This is a genomic window from Pantoea coffeiphila (assembly GCF_016909495.1).
GTDB lineage: Bacteria > Pseudomonadota > Gammaproteobacteria > Enterobacterales > Enterobacteriaceae > Erwinia > Erwinia coffeiphila.
The window spans coordinates 168,140-193,533 of record NZ_JAFBFW010000002.1 but is presented as its reverse complement, the minus strand read 5'-3'; the positions used below and the strand labels follow the sequence as shown (position 1 = coordinate 193,533).

The window sequence follows — 25,394 nt, the reverse complement described above, 5'->3', positions numbered from 1 at the left end:
CAGTGCACTATACTGTGCACCTGTTCGCAAAATTTAATTAACCCTGTGATATGGATGTTATGGGGCATGTGAAACAACCCCACCCGTCAGGATGTCAGGTGGACGTTAAATTGAAGAATCCTGAAGATTATCAATATGACTGAATCTTTTGCTCAACTATTTGAAGAATCCCTGAAAGAAATCGAAACCCGCCCGGGTTCCATCGTTCGTGGCGTCGTTGTTGCTATCGACAAAGACGTTGTTCTGGTTGATGCGGGCCTGAAATCTGAATCTGCAATTCCTGCAGAGCAGTTCAAAAACGCAGCCGGCGAACTGGAAATCCAGGTTGGCGACGAAGTTGACGTTGCTCTGGATGCAGTGGAAGACGGCTTCGGTGAAACCCTGCTGTCCCGTGAGAAAGCTAAACGTCACGAAGCTTGGATCACGCTGGAAAAAGCTTACGAAGATGCTGAAACTGTTACCGGTATTATCAACGGCAAAGTTAAAGGTGGCTTCACAGTTGAGCTGAACGGTATTCGTGCGTTCCTGCCAGGTTCACTGGTAGACGTGCGTCCAGTGCGTGATACTCTGCACCTGGAAGGCAAAGAGCTTGAGTTCAAAGTAATCAAGCTGGATCAGAAGCGCAACAACGTGGTTGTTTCACGTCGTGCGGTTATCGAATCCGAGAACAGCGCAGAGCGCGATCAGCTGCTGGAAAACCTGCAGGAAGGCATGGAAGTTAAAGGTATCGTTAAGAACCTCACTGACTACGGTGCATTCGTTGATCTGGGCGGCGTTGACGGCCTTCTGCACATCACTGACATGGCCTGGAAACGCGTTAAGCATCCAAGCGAAATCGTCAATGTTGGCGATGAAATCAACGTGAAAGTGCTGAAATTCGACCGCGAGCGTACCCGTGTTTCTCTGGGTCTGAAGCAGCTGGGCGAAGATCCATGGGTTGCTATCGCTAAACGTTACCCAGAAGGCACCAAGCTGACTGGTCGTGTAACCAACCTGACCGACTACGGCTGCTTCGTTGAAATCGAAGAAGGCGTTGAAGGCCTGGTACACGTTTCTGAAATGGACTGGACCAACAAAAACATTCACCCATCTAAAGTTGTTAACGTGGGCGACGTTGTTGAAGTTATGGTTCTGGACATCGACGAAGAACGTCGTCGTATCTCCCTGGGTCTGAAGCAGTGCAAATCTAACCCATGGCAGCAGTTCGCAGAAACCCACAACAAGGGCGACCGTGTTGAAGGTAAAATCAAGTCAATCACTGACTTCGGTATCTTCATCGGCCTGGACGGCGGTATCGACGGCCTGGTTCACCTGTCTGACATCTCCTGGAACGCTACCGGAGAAGAAGCAGTTCGTGAATACAAGAAAGGCGACGAAATCGCAGCTGTGGTTCTGCAGGTTGACGCAGAGCGCGAGCGTATCTCCCTGGGCGTTAAGCAGCTGGCAGAAGATCCGTTCAACAACTACATCTCTCTGAACAAGAAAGGTGCAATTGTTAACGGTAAAGTAACTGCAGTTGACGCTAAAGGTGCTACAGTTGAATTGGCTGACGGCGTTGAAGGTTACCTGCGTGCTTCTGAAGCCTCGCTGGACCGCGTTGAAGACGCAACTCTGGTTCTGAATGTTGGCGACGATGTTGAAGCCAAATTCACCGGCGTTGACCGTAAAAACCGCGTTGTTAGCCTGTCTGTACGTGCGAAAGACCAGGCAGACGAGAAAGAAGCCATCAATACTGTTAACACCAAACAGGAAGAAGGTAACTTCTCTAACGCTATGGCTGAAGCTTTCAAAGCAGCTAAAGGCGAGTAATCTTCGCTTTAAGGGCAGCGCAAGCTGCCCTGTATCGTCGATAACTGCCAGAGCTATTCCTACAAGGGATTAACCGGAGGTTTTATGACCAAGTCAGAACTTATTGAAAGACTTGCTGGCCAGCACTCTCATATACCGGCGAAAGTCGTTGAGGATGCGGTAAAAGAGATGCTTGAGCATATGGCGACGACCCTGTCGCAGGGCGAGCGCATTGAAATCCGGGGATTTGGCAGCTTCTCTTTGCATTATCGCGCACCTCGTACCGGCCGTAACCCGAAAACGGGCGACAAAGTGGAGTTGGAAGGTAAATACGTTCCACACTTCAAGCCAGGTAAAGAACTGCGCGATCGCGCCAATATCTACGGCAGCTGATAGCGACGAAACGATAAAAACGACACTCCGGTGTCGTTTTTTTTGCTTAAATACGGTAATTCGGCTGCGATACGATGATAGACCGCATTGTAGAATCTGAACCCGGCACACAATAATCCCGTCTTGTTGCTGCAAAACAGAAAGAGTTTTCGGCCTGTCTCTGAGCACTGAACCTGCGCTGATGTTCGTCTCTCATCTGCATGTCACACTATGACCTGCATCAGGGAGGAAACATGCGCATAACGGCAACACAGCTGGCTGGCGGTCTTATTATCGGCACTTTGCCGCTCACGGTCATACCCCGTTTACCCGGATATGGGTACGATATCGCTGCGATCGTACTTTCATTTTTACTTATGCGCTGTTCACAACGCGTTGCTATTTTCACTGCAATGGTTCTGCTGTTCTCTCTCTGGCCGTTGAATACAGCCCGATCTCTTCAGGATCAGATTGATCGGCTGACGCAGGGGATTGTGCGGGCAGAGGTGCAAATTGACACAGTCCTGCCCGGTGCTGAACGCGCCAGAGTGCGTCTGTTTCGTCAGGATGGTCGGCTACTATTTCCTCCGATTTATGCTTCCATACGATTACCAGGCGGCGAAGAGACTTTCTGCCAGGGGGCAGCGATGGAATATGGCTCTGGCGCTTCGTCCTCTTCATGCCCAGCTAAATGAGGGAGGGTTCGATCGGCAACGATTTACGCTGGCCAACAGCATGCCGCTCACAGGACGAGTGATTAGTGCGGAAGTTCGGCAGCCCCGGTGTAGCTGGCGTGGCGCTATCATGAATTCTACCCGGCAAAACTATGGTCATTTACCCTGGCAGGCACTGATTTCCGCGCTGGCATTTGGCGACCGTTCAGAGGTTAAGCGTGAAATTACCCAGCTGCTAAGAGAAACGGGTACGGCACATCTGATGGCAATCGCCGGGATGCAGATTGGACTGGCTGCAGGATTTGGCTGGCTGGTTGCCAGACTCATTCAGTTCTTTTTTCCTGCATGGATGATTAGCTATCGCTTTCCTTTGTACTGCAGTTTGCTGGTGGCACTGATCTACTGCTGGCTCTCCGGCAGCAATCCACCAGCGATGCGCGCGATGCTGGCATTACTGATGTGGAGCACATTAAGGCTGAAGGGGATTAACTGTAGCAGCTGGCAGGTATGGCTGTTTTGTATTGCACTTATCCTGTTTCTGGAACCGCTCAGTATTCTGTCAGACAGCTTGTGGATGTCGGCGCTGGCAGTCGCGGGGTTGCTGATATGGTATCAAAGCTTCGCGCTTCCCGTCCGTTTCCGCAGGAGAAAGCGTTGGCTGCCAATCCGACTGCTGCATTTGCAATTGGGCATGCTGCTGCTGTTAATGCCGCTACAGGTATTTATTTTCCATGGTTTTAGCCTGAGTGCGCTAGTGGCTAATCTGTGGGCCGTGCCGTTGATATCTCTGGTTACCGTACCGCTGATACTGACATCGCTGTTGCTTAATTTCCTGCCGTTGGTCGGCCCTTTTATATGGTGGCTGGCCGATCGCTCACTGGCACTGGTTTTTTTCCCGTTGCAGCAGTTGCCGAACGGCTGGCTTCCTCTGGAAAACACATTCGCAGCCGGTTCGCTGGCGTGTTGGCTTCTGCTGCTCGCGTTTCGCTTTGGCTGGTGGCGTAGCTCTCCGTTCACTCTGGTGGCGTGCACGTTGCTGCTGCTGAGCTGGCGTAATTTTAGCGCTAAACCCGAGTGGCGGGTGGATATGCTGGACGTAGGTCACGGGTTAGCCGTGGTGATTTCACAGCATGGCAGGGCAGTTTTATATGATACCGGCAATCGCTGGCCGGGAGGGGATGTCGCCCATAGTCAGATTATTCCATGGCTGGAATGGCAGGGGTTAACGCTGACCGACGTGGTTATCAGCCACGCGCATCTTGACCACATTGGCGGATTGCCGAGCATACAGTCTGCATATCCCGATGCCCGGGTGCGAAGCGCTTTAAAGCGCCCGGGTCATTTACCCTGCTATCGTGATGTAGGCTGGCGCTGGCAGGGGTTGACGTTTCAGGCGTTGTGGCCGCCAGAAAATATGCCCGGTGAAGGCAATAATCAGTCCTGCGTGGTGATGGTAAGCGACGGGCGATGGCGCGTGCTGCTGACCGGGGATATTGAGCGCGAGGCAGAGCTGCAGCTCGTTGCCGAACAGCGCGCCGCGCTGAGTGCCGATCTGTTGCAGGTTCCGCATCATGGCAGCCGTACCTCATCAACCCCGCCGCTGCTGCGTGCGGTAGCGCCGAAGGCCGCCATTGCCTCTGCTGCACGTTACAGCGCCTGGCGGTTACCCGCAGCGAAAATAATTATGCGCTATGATGAAAATCGCATCATCTGGCGCGACACCGCACTTTCCGGGCAGATTAGCGCGCGTTTTTTCGTTGATAACTGGCATCTTTTGGGGTTAAGAGAACAAATAATGAACCGTTGGTACCATCAGTGGTTTGGCGTACCCAGGGAATCCAGGTAGAATGAGCGGCTATTTCAACTAAAGCTGGTTAAATAATGCATCTGGATAAAGATCTCTCAACCTGGCAGACATTTCGTCGTCTCTGGCCCATGATTGTGCCTTATAAGGCGGGATTGATTGTGGCCGCTATCGCGCTGATCCTTAACGCGGCGGGCGATACGCTTATGCTGTCACTGCTGAAGCCTTTACTCGATGATGGTTTTGGCAAGGCGGATAGTTCTGTTCTGATATGGATGCCGCTGGCCGTTATCGGTCTGATGCTGATTCGCGGCATTACCAGCTATGCCTCAAGCTACTGTATATCCTGGGTATCCGGCAATGTGGTCATGGGCATGCGCCGCAGGCTGTTCAGCCATATGATGGGAATGCCGGTCTCGTTTTTCGATCAGCAGTCGACCGGAACGCTGCTTTCGCGCATTACCTATGATTCCGAGCAGGTCGCGTCGTCTTCCTCCAGCGCGCTGGTGACGGTTGTGCGTGAAGGGGCCTCAATTATCGGCCTGTTTATCATGATGTTCTACTACAGCTGGCAGCTGTCGTTGATCCTGATTGTACTGGCACCGATTGTATCCTTTGCTATTCGCAGCGTGTCAAAACGCTTCCGTAATATCAGCAAGAACATGCAGAACACCATGGGGCAGGTGACCACCAGCGCCGAGCAGATGCTGAAAGGGCACAAAGAAGTCCTGATTTTTGGCGGGCAGCAGATCGAAAGCGAGCGTTTCGACCGCGTCAGCAACCGTATGCGCCAGCAGGGAATGAAGCTGGTCTCAGCCTCATCCATCTCTGACCCCATTATTCAGCTGATTGCTTCGCTGGCGCTGGCATTTGTACTGTATGCGGCAAGCTTCCCAAGCGTGATGGAAACGCTAACCGCCGGTACTATTACCGTTGTGTTTTCATCGATGATTGCGCTGATGCGTCCGTTGAAATCACTGACCAACGTTAACGCCCAGTTCCAGCGCGGTATGGCTGCCTGCCAGACGCTGTTCTCGATTCTGGACAGCGAGCAGGAAAATGATAAAGGCACCCGTACCGTCGATCGCGTGAAGGGGGATATCGAGTTCCGAAATGTGACCTTCGCTTATCCAGGCCGTGAAATCCCTGCACTGAAGAATATTAATCTCAATATTCCGGCGGGAAAAACGGTTGCACTGGTCGGGCGTTCAGGCTCAGGCAAGTCCACTATCGCCAGCCTGCTGACGCGCTTCTACGATATTCAGCAGGGTGAAATTCTGATGGATGGCCACGAGCTGCGCGAATATACCCTGTCGTCGCTGCGTAATCAGGTGGCGCTGGTTTCTCAGAATGTACACCTGTTTAACGACACTATCGCCAACAATATCGCCTATGCGCGCAGCGAGCAGTACAGCCGTGAAGATATTGAGAAGGCGGCGATCATGGCCCATGCGATGGACTTTATCGGCAAAATGGAACATGGGCTTGACACCGTCATTGGTGAAAACGGCGTGCTGCTTTCCGGCGGCCAGCGTCAGCGTATCGCCATTGCCCGCGCACTGCTGCGAGACTGCCCGGTACTGATTCTGGATGAGGCCACATCGGCGCTGGATACGGAATCCGAGCGCGCGATTCAGGCTGCGCTGGATGAACTGCAGAAAAACCGCACTTCGCTGGTCATTGCTCACCGTCTGTCGACTATCGAAAAAGCCGATGAAATTGTGGTGGTGGAAGACGGGCAGATTGTTGAGCGTGGCAGCCATGAAACGCTGCTGGCTGAACGCGGTGCTTACGCTCAGCTCTATAAGATGCAGTTTGGTCAATGATTGAACGCATCTGGAGCGGCCGCTCTGCGCTATATGTGCTGCTGTTGCCGCTTAGCCTGCTATACGGACTCATCAGCAATTTGCTGCGGTTGAGTTACGTTTGGGGCTGGCGTAAAGCGTGGCGCGCTCCGGTTCCGGTGGTGGTGGTGGGTAACCTCACCGCCGGGGGCAATGGTAAAACTCCGGTGGTTATCTGGCTGGTGCAGGCCTTGCAGCAGCAGGGTTTGCGGGTTGGCGTGGTCTCACGTGGCTATGGCGGCAAGGCTGCACGTTATCCTCTGGTGTTGGATGTGGAAACCAGTACGGCTGAAGCGGGTGATGAGCCGGTGCTGATTTATCAGCGTACCGGTGCTGCCGTGGCGGTATCACCCAGCCGCCGGGAAGCCGTTGAGGCTCTGCTTGCAGCTGGCCCGATAGATATTATCGTTACCGATGACGGATTGCAGCATTACGCGCTGGCACGTGATATTGAAATTGTGGTTGTGGATGGCGAACGGCGTTTTGGCAACGGCTGGTGGTTACCGGCGGGGCCGATGCGTGAGCGTGCCGGTCGGTTGAAAAGCGTGTCTGCGGTGATCAATAACGGCGGCGTGCCGCAGCCGGGTGAACTGGCGATGCAGCTGGTACCCGGTAAGGCGATTAACCTGTCCTCGGGCGCTGAACGTGATGCGGTAACGCTGAATAACGTCATTGCGATGGCGGGTATCGGTCATCCACCGCGATTCTTCAATATGCTACGTAATCTCGGTATGTCTCCGGTAAAAGAGGTCGCTTTTGCCGATCATCAGAATTACAGCGCCGAGGAGCTTGGCGCTTTAGTTGAATCCGGGCAAACGCTGCTGATGACCGAGAAGGATGCGGTGAAAGCCCGGGCATTTGCCTGTCCAGACTGGTGGTATTTACCGGTGGACGCCGTTGTGCAAGATGCTGATGCGCTACTGGCTCGTATTCTGGCTCTGAGCAACGGCTAACGGTCGATCTCTGTTCTGCCGGTGAGCGCTTAACTAACCTCTTCGTTGACGGAGCGCGCCATGATCTCCTCAGATCTTTCTTTGAACCATGCCCGTCAGCTCCAGCTGGCGGCACAGGGATTATTACGGCCACTACGTCGGAAAGCTCTTTTCGACGATCTGCTTGCCAGCATCCGGCAAATGTCTTTACTGCAAATCGATACCATTCACGTGGTTGCTCGCAGCCCCTATCTGGTGTTGTTCAGCCGCCTTGGTGACTATCCCCCTGAGTGGCTGGAGCAGGCGCTGGCTCAGAAACAGCTGTTTGAATACTGGGCACATGAAGCCTGTTTTATTCCTATTGAAGATTATCCTCTGCTGCGCCACCGCATGTTGAACCCTGCGGCGCTCGGCTGGAAATACAATCAGGCCTGGATGGATCAGCATCATCAGGAGATAACCGGGCTGCTCGAGCATATCCGCGAACGGGGACCGGTCCGATCCGCTGACTTCGATTCTCCGCCGGGTCAGAAACCGGGCTGGTGGTCGTGGAAACCGCACAAACGCCATCTGGAGAATCTGTTCAGCGCCGGGGAATTAATGGTGACCGAACGGCGAAACTTCCAGCGGGTGTACGATCTGCGCCAGAAAATAATGCCGCAGTGGGATGACCGGCTGCACGCGCTGAGCGAAGAGGACGCGATGCAGCAGATGCTGGAGCGCAGTGCGGCCAGTCTCGGTATTTTCCATCCCTCATGGCTGGCAGATTACTATCGACTGAAGCGGGCACCGATAGCAACGTATCTGGCACAGTGGCTGGAACAGGGGCTGGTTCGCGCGGTGCAGGTGGAAAAACTCGGTGAGCTGTACGTTCACCATACTCGCTATTCGCAGCTGGAAAACCCGCAGGCAGCAACGCACACTGCAATACTCTCTCCGTTTGATCCGCTGGTCTGGCATCGTAAGCGAGCTTCGGAACTGTTTAATTTCGACTATCGCCTTGAATGCTATACCCCCGAAGCAAAACGCCAGTACGGCTATTTTGTGCTGCCGATTTTGCACCGTGGTGCCTTAAAGGGGCGGCTTGATGCCCGTATGCTGCGTAAAGAGCGCGTTTTGCAGGTCCGGGAACTGTGGCTGGAACCCGGTACGCGCATCAGCCAGCAGCTTCTGGATGATTTACCGCGTGCGCTGATCAACTTTGCCCGCTGGCAGGGCGCGGAATCTGTCAGGCTGGAGGCGCTGCCACCGGAGTTAGCGCACCGCTTGCCAGCCGTATGGTCCACCGGGCCAGATAGCGATTAATCCTGAAGTTAGCAACAGCACGGGCGGCAGCTATGGTATTCTTTACCTACTGTAATTCCGGGTCCATTACGGAGGAACCATGGATCATCGTTTACTCGAAATCGTCGCTTGCCCTGTTTGTCACGGCAAGCTGTACTTCAATAAAGACCAGCAGGAGCTGATTTGTAAGCCTGACGGTTTGGCCTATCCGGTTCGTGACGGCATTCCTGTTTTGCTGGAAGTGGAAGCCCGCTCTCTGACGTTGGAAGAGACTCATCCATGAGTTTTATCGCCATTATTCCTGCCCGTTTTGCTTCCACTCGACTGCCGGGTAAGCCACTGGTCGATATCCACGGCAAGCCGATGGTTGTCCACGTCATGGAGCGCGCGATTGAGTCCGGTGCCGAACGGGTTATTGTGGCGACCGATAACGCGGATGTAGCCCGAGCGGTTGAGGCTGCTGGCGGGGAAGTCTGCATGACGCGTCCCGATCATCAGTCCGGTACTGAGCGCCTGGCGGAAGTGATCGAGAAGTATAACTTCCCGGACGATGCGGTGATCGTCAACGTGCAGGGTGATGAGCCGATGATCCCACCGGTGATTATTCGCCAGGTTGCGGACAATCTGGCTCAAAGCACGGCAGGCATGGCGACGCTGGCCGTTCCGATTACCTCTGCTGAAGAGGCGTTTAACCCGAACGCGGTAAAAGTGGTGCGCGATGCCAACGGTTACGCGCTCTATTTCTCGCGGGCCACCATTCCGTGGGATCGCGAGCGGTTCAGCTCTTCACGTGATGAGATTGGCGATACCTTCCTGCGCCATATCGGTATCTACGGTTATCGTGCCGGGTTTATCCGCCGCTATGTCAGCTGGGAAGCCAGTCCGCTGGAGCAGATCGAGCTGCTGGAGCAGCTGCGCGTGCTGTGGTACGGCGAGAAAATCCACGTTGATGTCGCAAAAGCGATTCCCAGCGTAGGTGTTGACACGCCAGAGGATTTACTTCGCGTCCGCGAAGCGATGCAATAATATCTGCGGGGCCGGTTATCTGGCCCCCTTATTCTTCGCTGAAATTGATCCCGCACGGGGTAAATTCCCCGCCTCAGCGCCATCATAGATACCCGTATTGTCCACAGGGTATGACCCTCTGACCTGACAGGAGGAGAGATGGAACAACTTCGCAATGAGCTGGCACTGGTACTGGGTGAAACAGTCAGCCGCGTTGAATGTATTAAACGCCAGCCGGATGCCTGCCTCTACACGCTTTACGATGATAACGGCTATTCGCTGCCGATGGTCGCTAAGTATTTTCGCATTAAGGGCATCGCTGCACAGGAAGCGCACAAGCTGTCGCTACTGGCGCGTGAAGGTCAGGTACGCGTTCCGGCAATCTATGGCCTGGTGATCAGCCAGCAGACGCCGCTGCATGAGGTTTTGCTGATTGAGCGGATGGGCGGCGTGTCGGTTGAGGCACCCTCCCGTACCTATACTCGCTGGCAGCAGCTACAGCAGCAAATCGTTGAAGGGCTGCTCAGCTGGCATAAAACCGATAGCCACGGGCTGGTGGGCACGGTGGACAGCACCCAGAGAAACACGTGGCCAGCCTGGTATAAGCAGCGGGTGGAAGTAATATGGGCGACACTCAGCTATCTGAAACCGCCGCAGCTGACGCAGGAGGATCGGCAAATCCTGTACCGCAGCCGCGAGCACCTTGCCGCTCTGTTTCACGGTTTTGACGATCCCTGTGTACTGGTCCATGGTAATTTGGCGCTCAGCAGTATCCTGAAAGATGCCCGGGGCGACCAGCTACTGGCGTTGGTCAGCCCGGGTAACGTGCTGTGGGCCCCGCGTGAGTTCGATCTTCACCCCCTGTGTGGTAGTACAACGGGTGAAGAACTACTGGCATGCTACTTGCAGCGGGCACCGGTAGCTGAAGAATTTGTTGCACGTCGCTGGCTGTATATCCTATGGGAGGAGATGCAGCGGCTGATTTTTACCGCTCAGTTTGACCGCCAGCGCTTTGATATTGCAGCGACATCACTCCTTCCCTGGCTGCGTTGACGCGGCTTCTTCTGGCTTTATTGCCTGCCAGAGACGCCCGATCCACTCATATACCGCGCGTTCGCTGTGCCCCAGCCATAAAGCCGACGGAGTAAATTTATCCCAGTAGCTGATAGGGGAGTCGATAGCCATCTGGTTGGCCGGTGCGGGCCACGGCTGTAACCCCTGGCGCTGGAAGAAAACCATTGCTCGCGGCAGATGGCTGGCTGAGGTCACCAGTGCGAAAGACTTTTTGCCAACAATTTTTGCCACTTCCTGCGCTTCTTCCTCGGTATCACGCGGTTTATCGAGAGTGATGATCGCTTCCGCTGGCACGCCCAGCGACTGCGCCACACGCGAACCGACTTCAGCCGTGCTCAGCGGATTGGTCTTTGCCGCCGCGCCGGTGAAGATCATCTTTGATCCTGGATTGGCCTGCCAGATGCGGATGCCTTCCGTCAGGCGCGGCAAGCTGTTGTTCAGCATATTGGAGCTGGGTGCCCACTCCGGGTTCCATGTATAACCGCCGCCGAGGACGACAACATAATCCACCGGGTGCTGATTTTGCCAGGTGGGCCAGCGGTTTTCCAGCGGCCTCAGCAGGCTGTCGGCCACCGGTTGCAGGCCCAGCAGCAGCAACAGCAGCCATGCAGCGGAGATAAGCGTTTTGCCACTTTTCTGCCAGCGACTGAACCAGAGCAGCAAAATCCCCACAGCCATGAGTATCAACAGCACTGGCAAAGGAAGCAGCAGCCCGCCGATGACTTTTTTTAAGGTAAAAAGCATGAAAACAGGTTCCTTTTGTCCGAAAAAACATCACCCGGAAGCCGCGTGATGACTGAAAGGTTTATTATCTGCCAGTGTATGCGAAAATGAGCGTCTGAATCACCCCTGAAAGCCGGAGCCGTCAGCATGCAGGATCGCAACTTCGATGATATCGCAGAAAAATTCTCCAAAAATATTTACGGTACGACTAAAGGCCGTATTCGCCAGGCAATTCTCTGGCAGGAGCTTGATGCGCTGCTGACAACGTTACCCGCTGCTCCACTGTCCGTTTTGGACGCGGGTGGCGGAGAAGGGCAAACGGGCTGCGGAATTGCCGCGCGGGGGCATAACGTACTTTTATGCGATCTCTCCGCTGAAATGCTTAGCCGCGCGCGTCGCCTCGCCGAAGAAAAAGGTGTGAGCGACAACATGCAATTTAAACAAATCAGCGCTCAGCAGGCAGGCCAATATTTGGATAAGCCCGTTGATCTGGTATTGTTTCACGCTGTACTCGAATGGGTGGCAGAACCGCAGCAGGCGCTGCGCGCGCTTTATGATGTACTCAAACCGGGTGGCGTATTGTCGCTAATGTTCTATAACATCAATGGTCTTACTATGCAGACCATGGTGCTGGGGAACTTTGGCTATTTACAAGCGGGATTAGGGAAGCGCAAACGTAAGACGCTGTCCCCCGACTACCCGCGCGATCCACAGCAGGTTTATGGCTGGTTGCAGGCGTGCGGTTTCACAATTGAAAACAAAACCGGCATTCGGGTATTCCACGACTATCTGCGTGACAAGAATAAGCAGAGTGAACGATTTGATGAGGTTCTGGCGCTGGAGAAGCAGTACTGCCACCAGGAGCCATTTTTAAGTTTAGGGCGTTACATCCACGTCACAGCGCGGAAACCCATTCAAAAGGACGAGTTATGAGTGAATTTTCCCAGACTGTACCTGAACTGGTGGCCTGGGCGCGAAAAAATGATTTTTCCGTCTCTTTGCCAACCGAACGCCTGGCATTTTTGCTGGCCGTTGCGGCTTTAAACGGCGAGCGCATGGATGGCGAAATGAGCGAAGGCGAATTGATAGATGCTTTTCGCCACGTCAGCGACGGATTTGAGCAGACCAGTGAAACCGTTCTGGTGCGTGCTAACAATGCCATTAATGACATGGTTCGTCAGCGCCTTCTCAACCGCTTTACCAGCGAATTTTCCGAAGGGAATGCTATTTATCGCCTGACTCCGTTGGCGATTGGCATCACCGATTACTATATCCGCCAGCGTGAATTCTCAACGCTGCGTTTGTCTATGCAGCTCTCTATTGTGGCGGGTGAACTAAAGCAGGCTGCCGATGCCGCCGAGGAAGACGGCGATGAGTATCACTGGCACCGCAATGTTTTCGCCCCGTTAAAGTATTCGGTTGCTGAAATATTCGACAGTATCGATATTACCCAGCGCATTATGGATGAGCAGCAGCAGGCGGTAAAAGACGATATCTCTCAACTGCTGAATAAAGACTGGCGCGCGGCGATTTCCAGCTGTGAGCTTCTGCTGAATGAAACGTCCGGTACGCTGCGCGAACTGCAGGATACGCTGGAAGCGGCGGGGGATAAGCTGCAGGCAAATCTGTTGCGGATTCAGGACTCAATTATGAACAGTCCGGACCTCGGCTTTATTGACAAGCTGGTCTTCGATCTGCAAAACAAACTCGACCGCATTATCAGCTGGGGGCAGCAGGCTATCGACCTGTGGATTGGCTACGATCGCCACGTGCATAAATTTATTCGTACCGCGATCGATATGGATAAAAATCGCGTCTTTGCACAGCGACTTCGCGTCTCGGTGCAGAACTATTTCGATATGCCGTGGGCACTCACCTACGCCAATGCCGATCGCCTGTACGACATGCGTGATGAAGAACTGACGCTGCGTAATGAAGAGGTGACCGGTGAATTGCCGTCCGAACTGGAATACGAAGAGTTTAATGAAATTCGCGAGCAGCTTGCCGCGATGATTGAAGAGGCGCTGGCAATTTATAAAGCGCAGAAGCGGCCGCTGGATTTGGGCGCGGTGATGCGTGATTACCTGGCACAGTACCCGCGAGTGCGTCATTTTGACGTCGCGCGTATTGTTGTCGACCAGGCCGTGCGCTTAGGCGTGGCCGAAGCAGATTTCTCCGGTCTGTCCGCTGAGTGGCAGGCCATTAATGATTACGGAGCCAAGGTGCAGGCACATGTCATCGACAAATATTGAACAAGTGATGCCGGTTAAACTGGCGCAGGCACTGGCTAACCCGATTTTTCCAGCGCTGGACAGTCAGCTGCGCGCAGGCCGCCATATTGGTATTGAAGAGTTAGATAATCACGCTTTCCTGATGGATTATCAGGAGTTTCTGGAAGAGTTTTACTCGCGCTATAACGTTGAACTGATCCGCGCACCGGAAGGTTTTTTCTACCTTCGTCCGCGCTCCACAACGCTGATCCCGCGCTCGGTCCTGTCCGAGTTGGACATGATGGTCGGAAAAATTCTCTGCTACCTCTATCTCAGCCCGGAACGCCTGGCGAATGAAGGGATCTTTAGCCAGCAGGAACTGCACGATGAGCTGATGTCGTTAGCGGATGAAGGCAAGCTGCTGAAGCTGGTGAACCAGCGCTCAACGGGCTCTGACCTTGACCGGCAGAAGCTGCAGGAAAAAATGCGTGCGTCACTGAACCGCCTGCGCCGTCTGGGCATGGTCTGGTTTATGGGTAATGACAGCAGCAAGTTCCGCATTACCGAGTCGGTATTTCGCTTCGGTGCCGATGTGCGCAGCGGCGATGACGCCCGCGATGCGCAGCTGCGGATGATCCGCGACGGCGAGGCGATGCAGCTGGATGGCGGACTGGCGCTGAACGATGAGAATGATGACGGTGAAGCAGACCACAGCGCGCAGGAAAGCGGAGAGGAAGAATAAATGATTGAACGTGGCAAATTTCGCTCACTGACGCTGATTAACTGGAACGGTTTTTTTGCGCGTACCTTTGACCTTGATGAACTGGTCACCACGCTTTCCGGCGGTAACGGAGCCGGTAAATCGACCACCATGGCGGCCTTCGTTACCGCGCTGATCCCCGATTTGACGCTGCTGCATTTCCGTAACACCACGGAAGCCGGTGCAACGTCGGGCTCCCGCGACAAGGGGCTACACGGCAAACTCCGCCCGGGCGTGTGTTACGCCGCGCTGGACGTGGTGAACTCCCGCCATCAGCGAGTGATCGTCGGGGTACGCCTGCAGCAGGTGGCGGGGCGCGATCGTAAGGTGGATATCAAACCGTTCAGCATTCACGGCCTGCCAACGGCAATCAATCCGACGGAAATCCTGACCGAAACGGTCAATGCCCGCCAGGCACGCGTGCTGCCGCTCAGCGAACTGAAAGACAAGTTCGAAGCGATGGAAAGCGTGCAGTTTAAACAGTACAACTCAATCACCGATTATCACTCGGTGATGTTTGACCTGGGCATTGTTGCCCGCCGCCTGCGCTCTGCCGCTGACCGCAGCAAATACTATCGCCTGATTGAAGCTTCGCTGTACGGTGGTATCTCCAGTGCGATCACCCGCTCGCTGCGCGATTACCTGCTGCCGGAAAACAGCGGCGTGCGTAAGGCATTCCAGGACATGGAAGCCGCGCTGCGTGAAAACCGCATGACGCTGGAAGCGATCCGCGTGACCCAGTCCGATCGCGATCTCTTTAAACATCTGATTTCCGAAGCGACCAGCTACGTTGCCGCAGATTATATGCGGCACGCCAACGAACGGCGTATTCATCTGGATGGTGCTATTCAGCTGCGCAGTGAGCTGTTTACCAGTCGTAAACAGCTGGTCGCCGAGCAGTTCCGCCACGTTGAAATGGCGCGTGAACTGGCCGAACAAAACGGCGCTGAGAGCGATCTCGAAACCGACTATCAGGGCGCCAGCGATCACCTCAATCTGGTGCAGACCGCGCTGCGTCAGCAGGAAAAAATCGACCGCTATGATGCAGATCTCGAAGAGCTGACCTTCCGTCTGGAAGAACAGAACGAGGTAGTGGCGGAAGCGCGGGAAGTTCAGGAAGAAAACGAAGCGCGCAGCGAAGCGGCCGAGCTGGAAGTGGACGAGCTGAAAAGTCAGCTTGCCGACTATCAGCAGGCGCTGGACGTACAGCAGACCCGCGCTATTCAGTATCAGCAGGCGCTCCAGGCGTTGCAGCGTGCCAAAGAAATTTGTCAGCTGGGCGATCTCAGCGTGGAAAACGCTGAAGAGTGGCAGGAAACCTTCCAGGCTAAAGAGCAGGAAGCGACCGAAAAACTGCTGCAGCTGGAACAAAAAATGAGTGTGGCGCAGGCCGCCCACAGCCAGTTTGAACAGGCTTTTGAGCTGGTTACGCGTATTGCCGGTCCGGTTAGCCGTGCCGATGCATGGCAGACCGGGCGTGACATGTTGCGCGATGCCGCTAATCAGCGCTATCACGCCGAGCAGCTTCAGCCGCTGCGATCCCGCCTTTCCGAACTGGAACAGCGCCTGCGTGAGCAACAGGATGCCGAACGCCTGCTGAATGAATTCTGTAAGCGCCACGGCAATCGCGTTGAAGCTGATGAACTTGAGGCGCTTCACGGCGAACTGGAAGCGCAGATCGAACTGTTGAACGACAGCGTTGCCGATGCCGGTGAGCGCCGCATGGCGCTGCGCCAGGAGCTGGAGCAGCTGCGCGAGCGCATTACGCGCCTGACCCGCCAGGCTCCACAGTGGCTGGCTGCGCAGGAGATCCTGACCCAGCTCAGCGAGCAAACCGGGCAGCCGCTGGAAAGCAGCCAGCAGGTAACCGAGTTCATGCAGCAGCTGCTGGAGAGCGAGCGAGAAACCACGGTTGAGCGTGACGAAGTTGCTGCCCGTAAGCGTGAACTGGAACAGCAGATTGAGCGGCTGAGCCAGCCGGGCGGGGCGGAAGATAACCGTCTTAATGCCCTGGCCGAGCGCTTTGGCGGTGTCCTGCTGTCAGAAATTTATGATGATGTGACCATCGACGACGCGCCTTACTTCTCGGCGCTTTACGGTCCGTCTCGTCATGCGATTGTGGTGCCCGACCTTTCTCTGGTCCGCGATCTGTTGGACGGGCTTGAAGATTGCCCGGAAGACCTCTATCTGATCGAGGGCGATCCGCAGTCGTTCGATGACAGCGTATTTAACGTAGAGGAGCTGGAAAAAGCGGTGGTGGTGAAAGCCGGCGATCGCCAGTGGCGTTATTCCCGCTTCCCGAAAGTACCGCTGTTTGGCCGCGCCGCGCGTGAAAATCAGCTTGAGCTGCTGCACGCCGAGCGTGAAACCCTCGCCGAGCGGTACGCCACGCTTTCCTTTGACGTGCAAAAAGCGCAGCGTCTGCACCAGTCCTTCAGCCGCTTTGTCGGTAGCCACCTTGGCGTGGCGTTTGAATCCGATCCGGAAGCGGAAATGCGCCAGCTTAACGCCCGGCGTAGTGAAGTTGAACGGGCGCTGAGCAATCACGAAAGTGAAAATCAGCAGCAGCGTCAGCAGTTCGACCAGGCCAAAGAGGGCGTCGCGCAGCTGAACCGCCTGCTGCCGCGCGTCAGCCTGCTGCTGGATGACACGCTACAGGACCGTTACGACGAAGTGCTTGAGCGTCTGGACGAGGCGCAGGAAGCTGCGCGGTTCATTCAGCAGCATGCTGCACATCTGGCGAAGCTGGAGCCGATTCTGTCGGTATTGCAAAGCGATCCCGAACAGCACGAACAGCTGAAGCTGGACTATCAGCAGGCACAGCAGCAGCAACGTGATGCGCGCCAGCAGGCTTTTGCGCTGACTGAAGTCGTTCAGCGCCGCACCCACTTCAGCTATACCGACTCTGCCGGGATGCTCAACGGCACCAGCGATCTGAATGAAAAACTGCGCCAGCGTCTGGAGCAGGCGGAAGGGGAACGCGCCCGCGCCCGTGAGCAGCTTCGACAGCATCAGACTCAGCTGACCCAGTATTCTCAGGTGCTGGCGTCGTTGAAAAGTTCGTATGACGCCAAGCGCGACATGCTGAAAGAGCTACAGCAGGAGATGCAGGATATCGGCGTGCAGGCCGATGCCAGCGCTGAAGAACGCGCGCGTCTGCGCCGGGATGAACTCTACAGCGCACTGAGTAATAACCGTGCGCGCCGTAACCAGCTGGAAAAACAGATCACCTTCTGTGAAGCCGAAATGGATGCGCTGCAGAAAAAACTGCGCCGCGTTGAGCGTGAGTACCATCAGGGTCGTGAGCAGGTGGTCAATGCCAAGGCAGGCTGGGTAGCGGTACTAAGACTGGTGAAAGATAACGGCGTTGAACGCCGTCTGCACCGTCGTGAGCTGGCCTATCTGGGGGGCGATGAACTACGCTCCATGTCGGATAAGGCGCTGGGTGCGCTGCGTCTGGCCGTGGCGGATAATGAGCATCTGCGCGATGTGCTGCGCCTGTCGGAAGATCCGAAACGCCCGGAGCGTAAGATCCAGTTCTTTATCGCCGTCTATCAGCATCTGCGTGAGCGTATTCGCCAGGATATTATTCGCACCGACGATCCGGTTGAAGCGATCGAACAGATGGAGATTGAACTGAACCGTCTGACCGAAGAACTGACCGCCCGCGAGCAGATGCTGGCGATCAGTTCACGCAGCGTGTCGAACATTATTCGCAAAACGATCCTGCGCGAACAGAACCGCATTCGTCAGCTGAACCAGGGACTACAGGCGGTCAGCTTTGGCCAGGTTAACAGCGTACGGCTGAACGTCAACGTCCGTGAAGCGCACTCAACGCTGCTGGATGTGCTTTCTGAAGAGCACGAACAACATCAGGATCTGTTTAACAGCAATCGCCTGACCTTCTCAGAGGCGCTGGCGAAGCTGTACCAGCGCCTGAATCCGCAGATTGATATGGGGCAGCGTACGCCGCAGACCATCGGTGAAGAGCTACTGGACTACCGTAACTATCTTGAGATGGAAGTGGAAGTTAACCGTGGTTCCGACGGCTGGCTGCGCGCAGAGAGTGGGGCGCTCTCTACCGGTGAAGCAATCGGTACGGGGATGTCGATTCTGGTGATGGTAGTACAGAGCTGGGAAGAAGAGTCCCGCCGACTTCGCGGTAAGGATATTTCGCCGTGCCGGCTGCTGTTCCTGGATGAAGCGGCGCGTCTGGATGCGAAATCGATCGCCACGCTGTTTGAGCTGTGTGACCGTCTGGAGATGCAGCTGATCATTGCGGCACCGGAAAATATCAGCCCGGAAAAAGGCACAACCTATAAGCTGGTGCGTAAGGTATTTAATAATACCGAGCACGTGCACGTCGTCGGGCTGCGCGGATTCTCCGCTGATATTCCGGCGAATTCAGGTGTTACGGAGAGCAGTACCGGGGCTGGCTGACGCAGAATTATTACCGGACGGAAGTGGTAAAATCCCTGTTAGCGGATTACTCTCAATAACGGCATTTGCAACGTAAGAGGCAAATGCCGTTTTCTGTTTATATACTTAAAATAGATGTTCACTATCGCTCAGCATTAGTTGCTGACTTATACAGGGAGCAAGGATGTTGCTGCAGAAATCTTCTATCGCTAAGGCCATTGTCATCGGCTGTAGCCTGATGTTTGGGCTGGCATACGTGTCTCCCTCTTTGGCAGGAATCCCGCCTGTTTCTGCTCCGGTTAATCATCGTGTTACCGTGGCGCAGAGTCAGGCTGACATTACCGCAGCGATGTCTCGCTTCGGTTCCCCGTTTTATTTAAAAACGTTGGCTCCGCTCTATGCTAATCGCGGTATGCAGCCGATGTGGCAGGATCGTCAGGCAATCCAGCAGTTCCAACAGCAGCTTGCCGAAGTGGCAATTTCTGGCGTTCAGCCGCAGTTTACCCAGTGGGTTAAGATGCTGACCGATAAAAATATCAGCGGGCTGGCGCGTGACGTGGTGCTTTCTGATGCGCTGCTGGGCTATTTGCAATTCACCTCAAGTGTTCCGAGCAGGGGGGAAGTCTGGCTGTATAGCAATGTGCCGTATAAAATGGAAACCCCTCCGCTGTCGGTGATCAATCAGTGGCAGAAATCGGTGACGCATGGCAGCCTGAACGGTTTTATTCTCTCGCTGGTTCCGCAGCATCCTCAGTATTCGCGCATGCACAATGCCCTGAAAACGCTGTTAACGGATAGCCGCCCCTGGCCGCAGTTGACCGACAGACAAACCCTTCGCCCGGGGCAAATCAGCAACGATGTGCCCGCGCTGCGAGATATTCTGCAGCGCACAGGGATGATGTCTCCAGAAAATGAGCCGCCGAAGCCTGCCGATGAGGTAGTCGGTGCCGTTGATGCACCAATGGTTCATGACGATGATAATGCACAGCCGGATGTCACTGCAGGGCAGAACCAGGCCGCCAACAGCGCTGTGGTTAGCCCTTCCGCCACGACTACCACCGATGTGCAGCCAGAAACACCGAATAACATTGGTAACGTGCAGGGCACTGTGGTGCCGGTAAACAGTGATAATATTTACACGCCCGAGCTGGTGGAAGGTCTGAAGCGTTTTCAGCGTTGGCAGGGACTGGAGGCGGATGGTTTAATCGGCCTGCGTACCCGCGAATGGCTGAATGTTTCGCCTCAGCTGCGAGCTTCACTGCTGGCGTTAAATATCCAGCGACTGCGACTGCTGCCCGACGACATGCACAACGGCATCATGGTCAACATCCCTAACTATTCACTGGCCTATTATGTTAACGGCAATGAAATTCTGTCCTCGCGGGTTATCGTTGGGCGACCGGATCGTAAAACGCCGTTGATGCGCAGCGCATTGAACAATGTGGTACTTAATCCACCGTGGAATGTGCCGACTACGCTGGTGCGCAAGGATATTGTGCCAAAGGTGAAGCAGGACCCCAGCTATCTTTATAAACACAATTATACGTTGCTGTCGGGGTGGAGCGGCGAGTCGGAAGTCATCGATCCTTCAATGATCAACTGGAGCATGGTGTCCGCTGATTCATTCCCATACCGTATCCGTCAGGCACCGGGACCGACCAATTCGCTGGGGCGTTATAAGTTCAATATGCCAAGTTCAGATGCGATCTATTTACACGATACGCCGAACCATGGTCTCTTCCAGCGGGATATCCGCGCGCTAAGTTCTGGTTGTGTACGTGTAAATCGCGCATCCGATTTGGCGAATTTGTTATTGCAGGATGTCGGCTGGAACGATACGCGTATTTCCGGTGCGCTGAAGGAAGGTAATACCCGGTTTGTTTCTATCCGTCAGCGCGTTCCCGTGAACCTTTACTATCTTACCGCGTGGGTTGCTGATGACGGACAACCTCAGTTTCGTACAGATATTTACAATTATGACAGTACAGCTCGTTCAGGGGCTCAGATCCTGAAGCGCGCTGGTCAGTTATTGCTCTAGCGGTTGATTATTCAGCAGTTCTGTGGCGGACAGCAAAACCGTCGCCGACCGGCGCAGTGGGAGTGTATAGCTTCTCTGCGCCGGTTTACATTTTGTCGGGTTGACGGGGGTTTGTTACATCGGTAAGGTTTTGGGCAGTGTTGTAAAAGCACGTTTCCAACTACTTTTCCAGGTAATACTGATTAATGGACAAATTCGACTCTAACCGCCGTAAATTGTTGGCGTTAGGGGGGGCTGCGCTTGGCGTTGCTCTCCTTCCGACACAGGCATTTGCTTCGCTTTCCACCTCCCGTCCTCGGGTATTGACGCTAAGCAATCTGAATACCGGTGAAAGCCTGAAAACGGAATTTTTTAATGGTAAAAAATATGACAAGGACGAGCTGGTTCGTCTTAATCATTTTTTCCGCGATTACCGGGCGAACAAAATAAAAACTATCGATCCACATCTCTTTGATCAGCTCTTCCGTTTGCAGACCATGCTGGATACTCGTAAACCTGTACAGTTGATTTCAGGCTATCGTTCACTGGCCACAAATAACTCCCTGCGATCCCATAGCCGTGGCGTGGCTAAACACAGCTACCATACCCTCGGGCAGGCGATGGATTTCCATATTGACGGCATTGCTCTCAGCAATGTGCGCAAAGCTGCTCTCGCTCTGCGAGCGGGTGGTGTAGGATACTATCCGAGTAGCAACTTTGTGCATATTGATACCGGTCCTGTAAGGCACTGGTAAAATGGAACGCCGGCCTTTTGTCGTTGCCGGCAGTGGAGCGTTATGAACTATCATATTATTCCCGTTACGGCTTTCTCGCAGAACTGTTCGGTGATTTGGTGCCCGGAAACCCGGGAAGCCGCTCTGGTCGATCCGGGTGGTGATGCGGACAAGATCAAACAAGAAATTGCCGCTCTGAATGTGGAACTGAAGCAGATTCTGTTGACCCACGGGCATCTCGATCACGTCGGGGCCGCCGCCGAGTTAGCAGAGTACTACGGCGTTAAGATTGTCGGACCTCATAAAGCTGACCTGTTCTGGCTGGAAGGATTACCGACTCAGAGTCAGATGTTTGGCTTTGGTTACTGTGCCCCCCTGACGCCAGATCGCTGGCTGGAAGAGGGCGAAACGGTGTCTGTAGGTAACGTTACGCTGGAAGTCCTGCTTTGCCCGGGACATACCCCAGGCCACATCGTGTTTTTTGACCGGGTTGGTCGGCTGCTGGTTTCTGGCGACGTCATTTTCAACGGTGGTGTAGGGCGGTCTGATTTCCCACAGGGCAGCCACAGCGATTTGATCGCTTCTATCCATACGAAGCTGTTACCACTGGGTGATGACGTGACGTTCATTCCCGGTCACGGCCCAATCTCAACGCTTGGGCGGGAAAGAATCAGCAATCCTTTCCTGCAATAAATAAAAAAGCCTGCAAACGCAGGCTTTATTATTTCATCCGTAGCGAATTACAGTACGGCGACGATTGCTTCACACAGCGGTGACATATTATCAGGTGTCATACCCGCCACGTTAACGCGACCGGAATTAACCGCATAGACACCAAACTCATCACGCAGGCGTACGACCTGGTCTTTTGTCAGGCCGCTGAATGAGAACATTCCGTTCTGGCTGATGATAAAGCTGAAATCACCCTTCGCGCCTTTTTCCTGCAGCGTATTAACAAACAGCTGACGCATGCGCTGGATGCGCTGGCGCATATCGGCCAGTTCCTGTTCCCATAGCGCGCGAAGAGCCGCGTTACTGAGGATAATCGCGACGACAGCCGCACCGTGAGACGGTGGGTTAGAGTAGTTAGCGCGAATTGTCGCTTTAACCTGGCTGAATGCGGTATCCGCAACGGCTGTTTCAGCGGCCACCAGCGTAAATGCGCCTACGCGCTCGTTATACAGGCCAAAGTTCTTCGAGTAGGAACTACAAACAATCAGCTCCTGGTGGCTGGCGGCAAAGATGCGCAGGCCTTCTGCGTCTTCTTCCAGGCCACGTGCGAAGCCCTGATAGGCGAAGTCGAACAGCGGAAGCCATCCTTTAGCCAGCGACAGTTTTGCCAGTGCTTCCCACTGTTCTGCCGTTGGGTCGATACCGGTCGGGTTATGGCAGCAGCCGTGGAACAGAACCACGTCTCCGGCCTGCGCGGCGTCCAGGCTGCTGACCAGTGCATCAAAATCGAGAGCATGATTAGCGGCATCGTAATACGCGTATTCACAGACTTCCAGCCCGGCAGCGGCAAACACGTTCTTATGATTCGGCCAGCTAGGATTGCTCACCCAAACGCGTTTAGCGCTGGTCTGGTTAGCAATAAAATCCGCAGCAATACGCAGCGCGCCGGTACCACCTGGCGTTTGCGCCGTGCGCGCACGTTTAGTGCTGATGATGGCGCTGTCGGCTGAAAACAGGAGTTCCTGCGTACAGCGAGCAAAGTCAGCGATACCGTCAATGCTGAGGTAATTTTTGGTTGTTTCGTTTTCCAGCAGATACTGCTCAGCTTTTTTTACGCTGGCCAGCACCGGCGTTTTGCCGGTTTCATCTTTATACACCCCGATACCGAGGTTGATCTTATTTGGGCGATCGTCAGCACGAAACAGGTCGGCTAAACCAAGAATGGGATCGGCGGGTGCAGCTGCAATACGTTCAAACATAATTGAAGTCCGTTAGCTTAATCTAAAGCGAAGTGAGCAATCAGGTTACCGTCAGAAAGCTGAAATTGCCAACCGTTTGCGCTAAAAAAGCCGGGTAAAGATCAAGCTTCATTAAAAGAAAACTTTGACGATGGTCATGCAGGTAGCGGCAATGGCGACGGCGGTAGCAATTATCCAGCGAGTCTGGTTAGCTATCTCTCGGTGCATATTGCCAATCTCTTTGTGCATGCCGCCCATTTCTTTATGGATGCCCACCAGGCTCTGATGCATTTCCGTTCTCAGCTCCGCCAAATCAGTTTTAGTGGCGAATGTTTCTGAGCGTGCCGTCAGACAGGCGAGGTCGATTTTAATTTGGCCGGTGTCTTTTTCAAGCTGTTCAATACGATTGATCATGATGTCCATACTCTCTTCCTTATGCAGGTCCTTGCCTGAGAATGAGTGTACGGTAGCTGTTGGAAATATCAGCCTTTATATTCTGACGAGCGTGGATTTATCACCGGGCTGGGAAGGGGATCGCAGAGTTTGTGTAATGGGCTGTAAATTGGCGGGGCCGGGATGATTAAAAACAAAAACGGGGCCGAAGCCCCGTTTGTTGCGAATTGCGCGGTGGGCATTCCCACCGGCAAAAGGCAATTAGAACTGGTACTGCAGGCCAACACCAACGGTATCGTCGGTAGATTTGCCAGCTGCACGAGTGTAGTCGGTGTCGTCCAGCAGGTTGATACGGTAATCAACATAGGTAGACATGTTTTTGTTGAAGTAGTAGTAGGTACCCACTTCGATGTATTTAACCAGGTCAGCGTCGCCGCCGCCGAAGGTAGAACCGTTACCGCTGAAGCCGTCCAGTTCCTTACCTTTAGACTGCAGGTAAGCGATGGATGGGCGCAGACCGAAGTCGAACTGGTACTGTGCAACCACTTCGAAGTTAGTCGTTTTGTTAGCAGCGATGTTGGTTACAGCTGCGTTGCTTGCACCGTAGTTGGTGGTGTTACGGGATTCACCGTAGAACGCTGCCAGGTATACGTTGTTAGCGTCGTATTTCAGACCCAAGCCGTATGCGTCAGCTTTGTCGCCGGTGCCGTCTTCTTTCTGCTCAACGGTACGGTTAGCTGAGAAGTAAGAACCTACTGCGCTGATGCCGATACCGGTGTCATAGGCTACAGAAGTACCCCAGCCGTCGCCGTTCTGGAACTTGGCTTCACGACCTTCGTTTTTACCCTGGTACTGTACAGCGAAGCTCAGGCCGTCAACCAGACCGAAGAAGTTGCTGTTACGGTAAGTAGCAACACCTGAAGAACGACCGATCAGGAAGTTGTCGTTGTCCTGGTACAGAGTGTCATCGCCGAACACTGGCAGCTGGTCAGTGTAAGACATTGCGTCGTAGATCACGCCGTAGTTACGACCGTAGTCGAATGAACCAGCGTCACCGAATTTCAGACCAGCAAAGCCCAGACGGGTTTTGTTACCAGACTGCACGTCAGCGCCGCCTTCAGTGTGGTTAGCCTGAATGTTGTATTCCCACTGGCCGTAACCGGTCAGCTGGTCATTAATCTGAGTTTCGCCTTTAAAACCGAAACGCACATAAGTTGCATCGCCGTCATCGCCAGCGTTGTCAGAGAAAGTGTGACGCGCATCAACTTTACCGTAAAGATCCAGTTTGTTGCCGTCTTTGTTGTAGATTTCTGCTGCGTTGGCTGCACCAGCTGCTAACAGAGCTGGGATTACCACTGCAAGAATGTTGCGCTTCATCATTTTTTATTACCCTCATTGGAGTTATTTGGACACCTGCCACTGCCGTCAATAATTCGTTACAGAACCATGAT

21 protein-coding genes are annotated in these 25,394 nt (G+C 54.2%); 17 read left to right on the top strand and 4 right to left on the bottom strand.

From position 1 onward, the window contains the following. The first annotated feature begins 135 nt into the window (after positions 1–135). The 10 genes from rpsA (at position 136) to JOE09_RS06605 (ending at position 10,756) form a co-directional block, all read left to right on the top strand. Positions 136–1,809, top strand: coding sequence for a 30S ribosomal protein S1 (gene rpsA / locus JOE09_RS06645; protein ID WP_105593445.1), 1,674 nt, complete (start codon positions 136–138; stop codon positions 1,807–1,809). An 84-nt stretch (positions 1,810–1,893) separates the two neighbouring features. Further along, positions 1,894–2,181 (top strand): integration host factor subunit beta, encoded by a 288-nt coding sequence (ihfB, locus tag JOE09_RS06640; protein ID WP_105593444.1) that lies wholly within the window; start codon positions 1,894–1,896, stop codon positions 2,179–2,181. 233 nt (positions 2,182–2,414) lie between these two features. Then, positions 2,415–2,855, top strand: a complete 441-nt coding sequence (locus JOE09_RS26090; protein ID WP_239552981.1) for a hypothetical protein — start codon at positions 2,415–2,417, stop codon at positions 2,853–2,855. After that, positions 2,755–4,680, top strand: a complete 1,926-nt coding sequence (locus tag JOE09_RS06635) for a DNA internalization-related competence protein ComEC/Rec2 (RefSeq protein ID WP_338049322.1) — start codon at positions 2,755–2,757, stop codon at positions 4,678–4,680. The genes JOE09_RS26090 and JOE09_RS06635 overlap by 101 nt, the downstream gene beginning before the upstream one ends. 35 nt (positions 4,681–4,715) lie before the next feature. Continuing rightward, a complete protein-coding gene (msbA, locus tag JOE09_RS06630; protein WP_205065240.1) occupies positions 4,716–6,464 on the top strand; it encodes a lipid A ABC transporter ATP-binding protein/permease MsbA in 1,749 nt (582 codons plus the stop codon). After that, entirely contained in the window at positions 6,461–7,435 is a 975-nt protein-coding gene (gene lpxK, locus JOE09_RS06625; RefSeq protein ID WP_205065239.1) for a tetraacyldisaccharide 4'-kinase, read from the top strand. Before msbA ends, lpxK begins: the two co-directional genes overlap by 4 nt. 60 nt (positions 7,436–7,495) lie before the next feature. Further along, entirely contained in the window at positions 7,496–8,719 is a 1,224-nt protein-coding gene (locus tag JOE09_RS06620) for a winged helix-turn-helix domain-containing protein (RefSeq protein WP_205065238.1), read from the top strand. Positions 8,720–8,798: 79 nt separating this feature from the next. Next, the gene (locus tag JOE09_RS06615; protein ID WP_105593439.1) at positions 8,799–8,981 is read left to right on the top strand and encodes a Trm112 family protein; all 183 of its coding nucleotides are present in this window, start codon (positions 8,799–8,801) and stop codon (positions 8,979–8,981) included. Further along, positions 8,978–9,724, top strand: a complete 747-nt coding sequence (gene kdsB / locus JOE09_RS06610; RefSeq protein WP_205065237.1) for a 3-deoxy-manno-octulosonate cytidylyltransferase — start codon at positions 8,978–8,980, stop codon at positions 9,722–9,724. The genes JOE09_RS06615 and kdsB overlap by 4 nt, the downstream gene beginning before the upstream one ends. A gap of 138 nt (positions 9,725–9,862) precedes the next feature. Further along, a complete protein-coding gene (locus JOE09_RS06605; RefSeq protein WP_205065236.1) occupies positions 9,863–10,756 on the top strand; it encodes a YcbJ family phosphotransferase in 894 nt (297 codons plus the stop codon). Here the strand turns inward: JOE09_RS06605 and elyC are convergent. After that, positions 10,733–11,521 (bottom strand): envelope biogenesis factor ElyC, encoded by a 789-nt coding sequence (gene elyC / locus JOE09_RS06600; RefSeq protein ID WP_205065235.1) that lies wholly within the window; start codon positions 11,519–11,521, stop codon positions 10,733–10,735. The genes JOE09_RS06605 and elyC overlap by 24 nt on opposite strands. Positions 11,522–11,647: 126 nt before the next feature. Here elyC and cmoM point away from each other — a divergent pair, with 126 nt between their 5' ends. The 7 genes from cmoM (at position 11,648) to JOE09_RS06565 (ending at position 22,333) form a co-directional block, all read left to right on the top strand. Then, on the top strand, positions 11,648–12,433 hold the full coding sequence (cmoM, locus tag JOE09_RS06595; RefSeq protein ID WP_205065234.1) for a tRNA uridine 5-oxyacetic acid(34) methyltransferase CmoM: 786 nt from the start codon (positions 11,648–11,650) through the stop codon (positions 12,431–12,433). Further along, positions 12,430–13,752, top strand: a complete 1,323-nt coding sequence (mukF, locus tag JOE09_RS06590; RefSeq protein ID WP_200545786.1) for a chromosome partition protein MukF — start codon at positions 12,430–12,432, stop codon at positions 13,750–13,752. Before cmoM ends, mukF begins: the two co-directional genes overlap by 4 nt. After that, entirely contained in the window at positions 13,733–14,452 is a 720-nt protein-coding gene (mukE, locus tag JOE09_RS06585) for a chromosome partition protein MukE (RefSeq protein ID WP_105593433.1), read from the top strand. The genes mukF and mukE overlap by 20 nt, the downstream gene beginning before the upstream one ends. Continuing rightward, positions 14,453–18,910, top strand: coding sequence for a chromosome partition protein MukB (mukB, locus tag JOE09_RS06580; RefSeq protein ID WP_205065233.1), 4,458 nt, complete (start codon positions 14,453–14,455; stop codon positions 18,908–18,910). It abuts the gene before it with no gap. Between the two features lie 163 nt (positions 18,911–19,073). After that, positions 19,074–20,927 carry a L,D-transpeptidase gene (gene ldtD, locus JOE09_RS06575; protein ID WP_205065232.1) on the top strand — a complete coding sequence of 618 codons (1,854 nt, stop codon included), beginning with the start codon at positions 19,074–19,076 and terminating at the stop codon, positions 20,925–20,927. 185 nt (positions 20,928–21,112) lie between these two features. After that, positions 21,113–21,661 carry a peptidoglycan L,D-endopeptidase MepK gene (gene mepK / locus JOE09_RS06570; RefSeq protein ID WP_105593430.1) on the top strand — a complete coding sequence of 183 codons (549 nt, stop codon included), beginning with the start codon at positions 21,113–21,115 and terminating at the stop codon, positions 21,659–21,661. Positions 21,662–21,703: 42 nt separating this feature from the next. Continuing rightward, complete coding sequence (locus JOE09_RS06565; RefSeq protein WP_205065231.1) at positions 21,704–22,333, top strand: MBL fold metallo-hydrolase; 630 nt, start codon at positions 21,704–21,706, stop codon at positions 22,331–22,333. 47 nt (positions 22,334–22,380) lie between these two features. Here the strand turns inward: JOE09_RS06565 and JOE09_RS06560 are convergent, their stop codons facing one another. The 3 genes from JOE09_RS06560 to ompC all read right to left on the bottom strand — a co-directional run bounded on the left by JOE09_RS06560 (position 22,381) and on the right by ompC (position 25,323). Next, complete coding sequence (locus JOE09_RS06560) at positions 22,381–23,571, bottom strand: amino acid aminotransferase (protein WP_205065230.1); 1,191 nt, start codon at positions 23,569–23,571, stop codon at positions 22,381–22,383. A gap of 111 nt (positions 23,572–23,682) precedes the next feature. Further along, positions 23,683–23,973 carry a hypothetical protein gene (locus tag JOE09_RS06555; protein ID WP_205065229.1) on the bottom strand — a complete coding sequence of 97 codons (291 nt, stop codon included), beginning with the start codon at positions 23,971–23,973 and terminating at the stop codon, positions 23,683–23,685. A 231-nt stretch (positions 23,974–24,204) separates the two neighbouring features. Continuing rightward, positions 24,205–25,323, bottom strand: coding sequence for a porin OmpC (gene ompC, locus JOE09_RS06550; protein ID WP_275584417.1), 1,119 nt, complete (start codon positions 25,321–25,323; stop codon positions 24,205–24,207). Positions 25,324–25,394: the final 71 nt, after the last annotated feature.

Excerpts from the sequence above, each read along its gene's own strand:
- JOE09_RS06615 (WP_105593439.1), top strand. The coding sequence starts at position 8,799 with ATGGATCATCGTTTACTCGAAATCGTCGCTTGCCCTGTTTGTCACGGC.
- mukE (WP_105593433.1), top strand. The coding sequence starts at position 13,733 with ATGTCATCGACAAATATTGAACAAGTGATGCCGGTTAAACTGGCGCAG.
- JOE09_RS26090 (WP_239552981.1), top strand. The coding sequence starts at position 2,415 with ATGCGCATAACGGCAACACAGCTGGCTGGCGGTCTTATTATCGGCACT.
- lpxK (WP_205065239.1), top strand. The coding sequence starts at position 6,461 with ATGATTGAACGCATCTGGAGCGGCCGCTCTGCGCTATATGTGCTGCTG.
- cmoM (WP_205065234.1), top strand. The coding sequence starts at position 11,648 with ATGCAGGATCGCAACTTCGATGATATCGCAGAAAAATTCTCCAAAAAT.
- mepK (WP_105593430.1), top strand. The coding sequence starts at position 21,113 with ATGGACAAATTCGACTCTAACCGCCGTAAATTGTTGGCGTTAGGGGGG.
- JOE09_RS06565 (WP_205065231.1), top strand. The coding sequence starts at position 21,704 with ATGAACTATCATATTATTCCCGTTACGGCTTTCTCGCAGAACTGTTCG.
- ompC (WP_275584417.1), bottom strand. The coding sequence starts at position 25,323 with ATGATGAAGCGCAACATTCTTGCAGTGGTAATCCCAGCTCTGTTAGCA.
- elyC (WP_205065235.1), bottom strand. The coding sequence starts at position 11,521 with ATGCTTTTTACCTTAAAAAAAGTCATCGGCGGGCTGCTGCTTCCTTTG.
- JOE09_RS06555 (WP_205065229.1), bottom strand. The coding sequence starts at position 23,973 with ATGGACATCATGATCAATCGTATTGAACAGCTTGAAAAAGACACCGGC.
- JOE09_RS06605 (WP_205065236.1), top strand. The coding sequence starts at position 9,863 with ATGGAACAACTTCGCAATGAGCTGGCACTGGTACTGGGTGAAACAGTC.
- msbA (WP_205065240.1), top strand. The coding sequence starts at position 4,716 with ATGCATCTGGATAAAGATCTCTCAACCTGGCAGACATTTCGTCGTCTC.
- kdsB (WP_205065237.1), top strand. The coding sequence starts at position 8,978 with ATGAGTTTTATCGCCATTATTCCTGCCCGTTTTGCTTCCACTCGACTG.
- rpsA (WP_105593445.1), top strand. The coding sequence starts at position 136 with ATGACTGAATCTTTTGCTCAACTATTTGAAGAATCCCTGAAAGAAATC.
- ldtD (WP_205065232.1), top strand. The coding sequence starts at position 19,074 with ATGTTGCTGCAGAAATCTTCTATCGCTAAGGCCATTGTCATCGGCTGT.
- mukB (WP_205065233.1), top strand. The coding sequence starts at position 14,453 with ATGATTGAACGTGGCAAATTTCGCTCACTGACGCTGATTAACTGGAAC.
- JOE09_RS06620 (WP_205065238.1), top strand. The coding sequence starts at position 7,496 with ATGATCTCCTCAGATCTTTCTTTGAACCATGCCCGTCAGCTCCAGCTG.
- ihfB (WP_105593444.1), top strand. The coding sequence starts at position 1,894 with ATGACCAAGTCAGAACTTATTGAAAGACTTGCTGGCCAGCACTCTCAT.
- JOE09_RS06560 (WP_205065230.1), bottom strand. The coding sequence starts at position 23,571 with ATGTTTGAACGTATTGCAGCTGCACCCGCCGATCCCATTCTTGGTTTA.
- JOE09_RS06635 (WP_338049322.1), top strand. The coding sequence starts at position 2,755 with ATGCTTCCATACGATTACCAGGCGGCGAAGAGACTTTCTGCCAGGGGG.
- mukF (WP_200545786.1), top strand. The coding sequence starts at position 12,430 with ATGAGTGAATTTTCCCAGACTGTACCTGAACTGGTGGCCTGGGCGCGA.